The organism is Streptomyces odonnellii (assembly GCF_000981895.1).
In the GTDB taxonomy this organism is placed as follows: Bacteria; Actinomycetota; Actinomycetes; order Streptomycetales; family Streptomycetaceae; genus Streptomyces; species Streptomyces odonnellii.
Window position 1 is genome coordinate 23,740 of the sequence record NZ_LATD01000320.1, and the last position, 7,467, is coordinate 31,206.

Sequence of the window (7,467 nt, forward strand, 5' to 3'; positions counted from 1 at the left end):
CCTCCGCGCGGACCGGGCGCGGCTTACGCGTCGTACGCGTCGACCTTCTTCGGTGACGGGTCCTGCACCGCGCCGAAGAGGGAGGCCGCCCGGCTGCTGAAGCCCGAGGTGTCCACGCCGTGCTCGTCCAGCACACGCAGCGCCGCCTTGTGCGCCACCCGCAGCACGGGCGTGGCGGCGCGCATGGCGTCATCGGCCATGAAGCGGTGCTTCCACGGCTGCTCGGCCCAGGGGTGCCGCAGACCGAAGGGCTCGGGCAGCGCGATCTTGCCGCCGAGGAAGTCCAGGATCGGCGGATACCAGGTGAAGGGCGCCCGCACCGCCAGCCGGACCGCTTCCTTCGGCTCCACCAGCGGCAGTGTCCGCGACGTGGTCTCCCAGAACCGGACGGTCTTGGGCCGGCTCACGGTCTTGGCCGAGGGGCCCGAGGTGAACAGCCCGTGGATCGGCCCCAGGGCGTGGCCCGAGACCTCGATCCGCAGGGTCTCGTGCAGCACGGTCACCGTGATCATCATCGTGATCACCAACTGGCCGTCCCAGAGGACGAACTGCACCCCGAGATAGTGGCGGTTTCCGGCGCCGAACTGCTGCTCGTTGCAGATCTTCTGTATGGCGTGGCTCTTGAACTGATACCCGTCCACATCCTGGCCATCGGGCCGGGACACCGAGCCGGCGCCCTCCCCGACCGCCGAGACGATCCAGTGCTTGACCGAAGGGGGCGGAAAACCACCGGAGTTGATCGGACCGCGCTCCAGCAGCTTGAGCTGGTCGTGGATCGCCCGTATCACGTCGTAGCTGCGGAACTGGTGGATCTCCTTGGAGGCGTCCTTGGGCACCAGGGCCTCGGCGAGCTGCCAGCTTCCCCAGCGGGTGCCCATGCCGAGAATGCCCTTGGGGCCCGCGTAGAAGACGACATTCGAGTGCTGCTCGGCGGTGAGCTTCTCTATGCCCGTACGGATCGCCTCGCGCGCCGCGTCGCCCGGGTTCCCGGGGACGGCCTCGGGGACCTTGGCGCCCAGACCGCCGCCGGCCAGCAGATCGGACCAGCGGGCCCGCAGGTCCTTCGCGGTGGTCTCGCAGATCCGCCGGGCCAGCACCCAGCCGATGACCGGACCGACGATCGCGCCGCGCACATACCAGCCGAGGAAGCCGTCGAAGGGCAGCCGCAGCAGCAGGATCACCGCCAGCAGGCCCACGCCCACCAGCACTCCGGTCCCGATCAGCCCCGAGCGCCGGTCCTTCGAGCCCGCGAGGGTACGGCGGACCTGGAAGACGCCCAGCCAGACCAGCAGCCCGGGCAGGAAGACCAGCCCGAACAGGGCGGTCACCGCGGTGAGTTTGATGTCACGGTCCTTGCGGATCCGCTGTGCGGCCAGCGCGTGCAGCACCACGGTCTGCGGCTCCATGCCGAAGGACTGGATGAGCGCGCCCCGGCCGCCGCCGAGCGTCCGCATGTGGAGGGCCCGCGCGAACGCCTCGCCCAGATTGGGCTCGAAGAGCGAGAACCTGCCCTTGGTCACCTTGGACTTGTGGATCTCGTTGTCGGCCTTGAGGATGTCCTCCATCGGGCTGTCCCGGTAGGACACCGAGGCGAGCGCGTTCGTCGCCGCGGTCTGCCCGGTCCCTCCCTGGAGCGGGATCTGTGCCCCCGGGCTGAAGTCGAATCCGCCGTCCGCCACTGCCGCCCCCTCGCCGCAAGGATCCGCTGCCGCCACTGTTCCCGGCCCGCGCGCCCCGCACACGTGCTGAGCTGGGCACCACAGCGTAACCGGGCGGCGCCTTCCGCGTCATGGGGCTGTCTGTCTTCAGCCACCGGCGTATATCGGACCGGCGCCGCGCGCACACGAATCGGCCACCCGCGCACACGGGATCTCCCCGGGCCCTGCCCCTGTCGCGCGACCGCCCGGCGTCAACCCGAACCACGCAGGGCCCGAATCAGGAAATGCCCCAACTACGCAATGCCCGCCTCCTGTTCACGGAGTCTGTCCGCGACCCCCGACGGCATCGGCTCGTGACGGGCGTACGAGCGGCTGAAGCGGCCCGTGCCGTGCGTGACCGACCGCAGCTCCACCGCGTACCGTCCGATCTCCAGCTCCGGCACCTCGGCCTTGACCAACGTCCTTCCAGGACCGGCCTGTTCGGTGCCGACGACCCGGCCGCGCCGTCCCGAGAGGTCGCTCATCACCGGCCCCACGTACTCGTCGGGGATCAACACCCGTACCTCGGCGACCGGTTCGAGCAGATGGATCGCCGCGTCACCGGCCGCCTCGCGCAGTGCCAGCGCGCCCGCCGTCTGGAACGCGGCGTCGGACGAGTCCACCGAGTGGGCCTTGCCGTCGAGCAGCGTGACCCGGATGTCGACCAGCGGATGGCCCGCCGCGACTCCCCGCGCTGCCTGGGTCCGTACGCCCTTCTCCACGGACGGGATGAACTGGCGCGGCACCGCGCCGCCCACCACCTTGTCCACGAACTCCACACCGGAGCCCGGCGGCAGGGGATCCACCTCGATCTCGCAGATCGCGAACTGGCCGTGGCCGCCGGACTGCTTCACGTGCCGGCCGCGCCCGGCCGCGCTCTGCGCGAAGGTCTCCCGGAGCGCGACCTTGAACGGTACGGCGTCGACCTGGACTCCGTACCTGCTGCGCAGCCGGTCCAGCGCCACATCCATATGGGCCTCGCCCAGACACCAGAGCACCACCTGATGGGTGTCCTGGTTCTGTTCCAGACGCATCGTCGGGTCCTCGGCGACCAGCCGGGCCAGCCCCTGCGACAGCTTGTCCTCGTCCGCCTTGCTGTGCGCCTGGACGGCCAGCGGCAGCAGCGGGTCGGGCATGGTCCAGGGCTCCATCAGCAGCGGATCGTCCTGGGCGGAGAGGGTGTCCCCGGTCTCGGCGCTGGAAAGCTTCCCGACACAGGCCAGATCACCGGCCACACAGTGCCCCAGCACGCGCTGCTGCTTGCCGAAGGGGGACGAGAGCGCGCCCACCCGCTCCTCGACATCGTGGTCCTCGTGCCCCCGGTCGGTCAGACCGTGGCCCGAGACATGCACCAGCTCGTCCGGCCGCAGGGTGCCCGAGAAGACCCGTACGAGAGAGATCCTGCCGACATAGGGGTCCGAGGCGGTCTTCACCACCTCGGCGACCAGCGGGCCCTCGGGATCGCAGTGGATCCCCCGGCGCGGGGCGCCCTCCGGGGTGGTCACCTCGGGGGCCGGGCGCTCCAGCGGGCTCGGGAATCCGCCCGCGATCAGATCGAGCAGCTCGACGGTGCCGAGGCCCTGCCGGGCGCCGGACGGCGCGGGGGCCGCGGCCAGCACCGGATGGAAGATGGCGCGCGCCACCGCCTTCTCCAGATCCCCGGTCAACGTCTTGAGATCGATCTCGCCGCCACCGAGATAGTGGTCCATGAGGGTCTCGTCCTCGCTCTCGGCGATGATCCCCTCGATCAGCCGGGCCCTGGCCTCCTCGATCCGGGGCTCCAGCGCCGCACCGGGCGGGCTCTCCCGCCGCTCCCCGGAGGAGTAGTCGAAGACGCACCGCGAGAGCGGGCAGCCGAGCCCGGTGGCCTGCGCGTGCCCGTCGGGGCCCTCAGGTCCGTACACCGGGAGGTACAGCGGCAGTACGGCGTCGGGGTCGTCGCCGCCGAACATCCGGCCGCAGAGCCGGACCATCTCGTCGAAGCCGGTACGGGCCGTGTCGAGATGCGTGACGACGACCGCGCGCGGCATGCCGACGGCCGCGCACTCCTCCCACACCGCGCGGGTGGTGTCCGCCACGGCCTCCGCCTCCTGGGCGGCCGACACAACGAAAAGGGCCGCGTCCGCCGCCCGCAGACCGGCCCTGAGTTCCCCGACGAAATCGGCGTAGCCGGGGGTGTCCAGCAGATTGATCTTGTACCCGCCCCATTCCACCGGGACGAGGGAGAGCTGTACGGAGCGCTGCTGGCGGTGCTCGATCTCGTCGTAGTCGGAGACCGTGCCGCCGTCCTCGACCCGGCCCGCCCGGTTCAGCGCGCCCGCGGTGAGCGCGAGGGCCTCGACGAGGGTCGTCTTGCCGGAGCCGCTGTGGCCGACCAGCACCACATTCCGTACGGAGGCGGGCCGGTCGGCCGTCGCCGCCCTGCCGGCGGCCCCGGTGTGTGATTGCGCCTTGTCGCCCATGATTCCTGCCTCCCGGTCGCTCGCGGGTGGCGAGTCTGGTAGGGGATGGGGGATATGGAGGGAATGCCTCGGGCGCGGGCCGGGGAGCCGCCGCGGCAGCTCCGGCGATGCCCGCGGTGGTCCTTCGAGCTTCGCACTCCGGCCATGGTGCGTCCATACGTCGTACGCGGGGGCGTGCTGTGGGTGCCCGGCGGTACGGTGTGAGGGTCGTGGCTACGATGGGCGAGGTCCTGTCCGGCCGCCCCTCGCTGCACTGCCGGATTCGCCCAAGTACGTTCCGTACAGGGCGATCCTCCGCCTTGCGACGCACGGCACCGGACGCCGTCGGCCGGCAGCGAAGACCGGCCGGACAGGACCTAGCCGGTGGCCGTCGGGGCCGCTCGGCCCACCGAACCTCGGGAAGGCCATGCTGAACAAGTACGCGCGTGCATTCTTCACGCGTGTCCTCACACCGTTCGCGGCGTTTCTGCTCCGGCGCGGAGTGAGTCCGGACGCCGTCACGCTGATCGGCACGGCCGGGGTGGTGGTGGGCGCTCTGGTCTTCTTCCCCCGCGGGGAGTTCTTCTGGGGCACGATCGTCATCACCCTGTTCGTGTTCTCCGATCTCGTCGACGGCAATATGGCCAGGCAGGCGGGGATCTCCAGCCGCTGGGGCGCCTTCCTCGACTCGACGCTCGACCGGGTCGCCGACGGGGCGATCTTCGGCGGCTTCGCGCTCTGGTACGCGGGCAAGGGCGACGACAACGCGCTGTGCGCCGTCGCGATCTTCTGTCTGGCGAGCGGTCAGGTCGTCTCGTACACCAAGGCCCGCGGCGAGTCCATCGGGCTGCCCGTCGCCGTCAACGGGCTGGTCGAACGGGCGGAGCGGCTGGTGGTCTCGCTGGTCGCGGCCGGTCTGGCCGGGCTGCACGCCTTCGGTGTGCCGGGGATCGACATCCTGCTGCCGATCGCGCTGTGGGCGGTGGCGGTGGGCAGCGCTGTCACGCTGGGGCAGCGGGTCGTGACCGTACGGCGGGAGTCCGCGGAGGCCGACGCCGCGGCGGCGGCCGGACCTGGGCCGGGCGGCGCCGGGGGCGGCGGCAGGCAGGGGAGCGGGAGCGCGTCATGAGCGGTGCGAGCGAGCGGCTGACCGACACCCTGTACGGGCTGGGCTGGAGCACCGTCAAGAAGCTCCCGGAGCCCGTGGCCACCGGGCTCGGCCGGACCATCGCGGACACCGTGTGGAAGCGGCGCGGCAAGAGCGTGCTGCGCCTGGAGGCCAATCTGGCGCGGGTGGTGCCGGACGCCGGGGCCGAGCGGCTCGCGGAGCTGTCCAGGGCCGGGATGCGCTCGTACATGCGGTACTGGATGGAGTCGTTCCGGCTGCCCGCCTGGAGTACGGAGCGGGTCGCCGGCGGTGTCGAGATCAAGGACATACACGCGCTGACGGACGGGCTCGCGGCCGGGCGGGGCGTCATCCTGGCGCTGCCGCACCTGGCCAACTGGGATCTCGCGGGGGCGTGGCTCACCCGGGGGCAGGGGGTGCCGTTCACGACGGTCGCGGAGCGGCTGAAGCCGGAGTCGCTGTACGACCGGTTCGTGGCCTACCGCGAGAGCCTGGGCATGGAGGTGCTGCCGCACACCGGCGGCTCCGCGTTCGGGGCGCTGGCGCGCCGGCTGAGGAGCGGCGGTCTCGTCTGCCTGGTCGCCGACCGCGATCTGTCGGCCTCCGGGGTCGAGGTCGAGTTCTTCGGACAGACGGCCCGGATGCCGGCCGGGCCCGCCCTGCTGGCCCAGCAGACGGGTGCGCTGCTGCTGCCGGTGACGCTCTGGTACGACGACTCGCCGGTGATGCGGGGGCGGGTGCATCCGGCGGTCGAGGTACCCGAGTCAGGTACACGGGCCGAAAAGACGTCTGTGATGACACAGGCGGTGGCCGATGTCTTCGCCACCGGAATCGCCGAGCACCCGGAGGACTGGCACATGCTGCAAAGGCTGTGGCTCGCGGATCTCGAACCAGGGCGCACGGGCGGCTCTGCTGGGGGCCCGCTGTGAGGATCGGCATCGTCTGTCCGTACTCGTGGGACGTGCCCGGCGGCGTCCAGTTCCACATCAGGGACCTGGCGGAGCATCTGATCAGGCTCGGCCACGAGGTGTCCGTCCTGGCGCCCGCGGACGACGAGACGCCGCTGCCGCCGTACGCCGTGTCGGCGGGGCGGGCCGTGCCCGTGCCGTACAACGGCTCGGTCGCCCGGCTGAACTTCGGCTTCCTGTCGGCGGCGCGGGTCCGGCGCTGGCTGCACGACGGCACGTTCGACGTGATCCATATCCATGAGCCGACCTCGCCCTCGCTGGGGCTGCTCGCCTGCTGGGCGGCGCAGGGGCCGATCGTCGCGACGTTCCACACGTCGAATCCGCGGTCGCGGGCGATGATCGCGGCGTATCCGATCCTCCAGCCGGCGCTGGAGAAGATCAGCGCGCGGATCGCGGTCAGCGAGTACGCGCGGCGGACGCTGGTGGAGCACCTCGGCGGGGACGCGGTGGTGATCCCGAACGGTGTCGATGTCGACTTCTTCGCCAAGGCCGAGGTCAATCCGGCGTGGCAGGGGCGGACGATCGGGTTCATCGGGCGGATCGACGAGCCGCGCAAGGGGCTGCCGGTGCTGATGAAGGCCCTGCCGAAGATCCTCGCGGTCTATCCGGAGACGCGGCTGCTGGTGGCGGGGCGCGGGGACGAGAGGGAGGCGGTGGGGTCGCTTCCCAGGGAGATGCGGTCGCGGGTCGAGTTCCTCGGGATGATCAGCGACGAGGACAAGGCGCGGCTGCTGAGGAGTGTCGACTTGTACGTCGCGCCCAACACGGGCGGTGAGAGCTTCGGCATCATCCTGGTCGAGGCGCTGTCGGCGGGTGCGGCGGTGCTGGCGAGCGACCTGGACGCGTTCGCGCAGGTCCTGGACCAGGGGGCGGCGGGCGAACTCTTCACCAACGAGGACGCGGAGGCGCTGGCGGGCGCGGCGGTCCGTCTCCTGGGCGACGCCCCGCGCCGCGAGGCCCTCCGCGAACGCGGCAGCGCCCATGTCCGCCGCTTCGACTGGTCCACGGTCGGCGCGGACATCCTGGCGGTCTACGAAACGGTGACGGACGGCGCGGCGTCGGTGGCGGCGGACGACCGCACGGGCCTGCGGGGCCGCCTCTTCCGCCGGGGCGAACACGACGGTACGAGCACGGGCACGACCCCAACGGCAAACCCCCAATACCGCACAGGCACAGCGCCTTCCCCGGCCTGATGCCGCACCAGGTGCGGGACGGACGGTGGTGGGGGCGGGGCG

General features: G+C 71.6%; 4 protein-coding genes and 1 pseudogene. 3 read left to right on the forward strand and 2 right to left on the reverse strand.

Annotation, left to right across the window (positions count from 1 at the left end; translation table 11 throughout):
* Positions 1–23 precede the first annotated feature (23 nt).
* Positions 24–1,679, reverse strand: a complete 1,656-nt coding sequence (locus tag WH07_RS27635; protein WP_046505659.1) for a hypothetical protein — start codon at positions 1,677–1,679, stop codon at positions 24–26.
* A gap of 272 nt (positions 1,680–1,951) precedes the next feature.
* Complete coding sequence (locus tag WH07_RS27640) at positions 1,952–4,159, reverse strand: elongation factor G-like protein EF-G2 (protein ID WP_046505662.1); 2,208 nt, start codon at positions 4,157–4,159, stop codon at positions 1,952–1,954.
* Between the two features lie 406 nt (positions 4,160–4,565).
* On the opposite strand from WH07_RS27640, the gene pgsA reads away from it, so the two are divergent.
* The 3 genes and pseudogenes from pgsA to WH07_RS27655 all read left to right on the forward strand — a co-directional run.
* Positions 4,566–5,267, forward strand: coding sequence for a phosphatidylinositol phosphate synthase (gene pgsA, locus WH07_RS27645; protein WP_046505665.1), 702 nt, complete (start codon positions 4,566–4,568; stop codon positions 5,265–5,267).
* On the forward strand, positions 5,264–6,193 hold the full coding sequence (locus WH07_RS27650; protein WP_046505667.1) for a phosphatidylinositol mannoside acyltransferase: 930 nt from the start codon (positions 5,264–5,266) through the stop codon (positions 6,191–6,193). Before pgsA ends, WH07_RS27650 begins: the two co-directional genes overlap by 4 nt.
* Positions 6,190–7,329: pseudogene (locus tag WH07_RS27655) on the forward strand (glycosyltransferase family 4 protein); the annotation flags it as partial. The gene WH07_RS27650 and the pseudogene WH07_RS27655, both read left to right, overlap by 4 nt.
* Positions 7,330–7,467: the final 138 nt, after the last annotated feature.

Bases quoted from the DNA above. Each gene is read 5' to 3' on its own strand.
- WH07_RS27640 (WP_046505662.1), bottom strand. From the start codon at position 4,159: ATGGGCGACAAGGCGCAATCACACACCGGGGCCGCCGGCAGGGCGGCG.
- pgsA (WP_046505665.1), top strand. From the start codon at position 4,566: ATGCTGAACAAGTACGCGCGTGCATTCTTCACGCGTGTCCTCACACCG.
- WH07_RS27650 (WP_046505667.1), top strand. From the start codon at position 5,264: ATGAGCGGTGCGAGCGAGCGGCTGACCGACACCCTGTACGGGCTGGGC.